At 67.2% G+C, this 1,596-nt stretch carries 1 protein-coding gene; it reads right to left on the bottom strand.

The genetic code is table 11. The features are described 5' to 3' along the window. Positions 1–1,596, bottom strand: a 1,596-nt coding sequence (locus AB4Y86_RS18615; protein ID WP_441403619.1) for a dipeptide/oligopeptide/nickel ABC transporter permease/ATP-binding protein, incomplete at both ends; no start/stop codon positions are given.

Here is a 1,596-nt window from a genome sequence, read left to right on the forward strand (position 1 = left end):
AGCGAGGCCACGAGGGCAAGGTCGTGGCTGACGAATACCATGGCGAAGCCCAGCTGTTCGCGGAGCTCGTTGAGCAGTTCCACCACCTGGTGCTGCACGGTGACGTCCAGGGCGGTGGTCGGCTCATCCGCCACCACCACCTTGGGCGAACGTGACAGCGCCATGGCAATCAGGACTCGCTGCCGCTGACCGCCGGAGAGTTCGTGGGGGTAGCTGGCCAGGGTGCGGACGGGATCGAGCTTGACCATTTCGAGCAGCTCGGTAGGGGTCTTGCGGCCGCCGCGCCGGGTCAGCTGTTCGAGCTGGTCCTTGATCTTCATGGACGGGTTCAGGGAACTGAGGGCGTCCTGGTAGACCATGGCGATGTGCTGGCCGCGGAGGCCCTCGTAGGCCTTGGCATTGCTGGTCCCGGCCACGGGGTCGAGCAATTCCTTCCCGTCGAAGGTGATGGACCCGGCGATTTTCGCGGTCTTGGGCAGGAGCCCCATGACGGCGAGGGAGGTGATGGACTTTCCGCAGCCCGATTCGCCAACCAGTCCCATGGTTTCGCCTTCGCGGACGGTGAAGGAGACGTTGTCCACGATGGCCGTGTCACCAAAGCGGCCGGGGAACCGGATGGAAAGGTTCTTGACCTCGAGGACGGGCCTTGCGCCCGCCGGGACCTGGGGGAGCCGGTCGGTGCGGGCCGCTTCGACGGCGGCCAGCAGCTTCAGTTCCTGGTCGAGCAGGGCGTGCGGGTTGGCGAGGGCGGCATTCCGGTCCTGCAGCAGCCCGGACTCCGGATCCGCAGCGCCGGAAGCGTCGCGGACGGCGTCGAGCTCATGCTGTTCCACCACGGATCCCTGGGCCACGGAGGTCCCGATCTCGGTGTCGATGGCCACTACGGCGGCGGTCGAGCCGTCGTCGTCCTTTACCGCCGGTGCGCGCCGGAGCTTCGGGTTCACCATGGCATCGGTAAGGCCTTCGGCGAGGATGTTCAGGGCCAGCACCGTCAGCAGGATGGTGAGGCCGGCGAATGTCGTGGCCCACCACCCGCCGGAGAGGACCAAGTTGCGGCCGTAGGAAATCACGTTGCCCCAGGACGGTGCGGGGTCCTGGACGCCGGCGCCGAGGAAGGACAACGAAGCCTCCAGGATGATGGCGTCGGCCACCATGACGGTGGCGAACACCAGGACCGGGGCAGCGGTGTTCCGGACGATGTGCTTGAGCAGGATGTAGAAGCGGCCAGCGCCGATCACCCGCTCGGCCCGGACATAATCCTCGCCGTACTGGGACAGCACGTTGGCGCGGACCACGCGGGCCAGTTGCGGGGTGTAGATGATCGCTATCGCGACGATGATGGTGGGCACCGAGTTGCCGAAGGCGGCCAGCAGCACGGCGGCCAGGGCGATCCCGGGAAAGGCCATCAGGATGTCCATCAGGCGCATGATCAGCTCGTTCACGGCCTTGCTGGACGTCGYGGCCAGGGAACCCAGCAGGGCTCCGGCCGCCACGGCCAGCGCCACCGCACCCAGGCCGATCATCAGCGAGGACTGGGAACCGTAGAGCAGGCGGGAGAAGATGTCCCGGCCCAGCCGGTCGGTGCCGAACAGGTGC

This window comes from Arthrobacter sp. 2YAF22_2 (assembly GCF_052114645.1).
GTDB lineage: Bacteria > Actinomycetota > Actinomycetes > Actinomycetales > Micrococcaceae > Arthrobacter.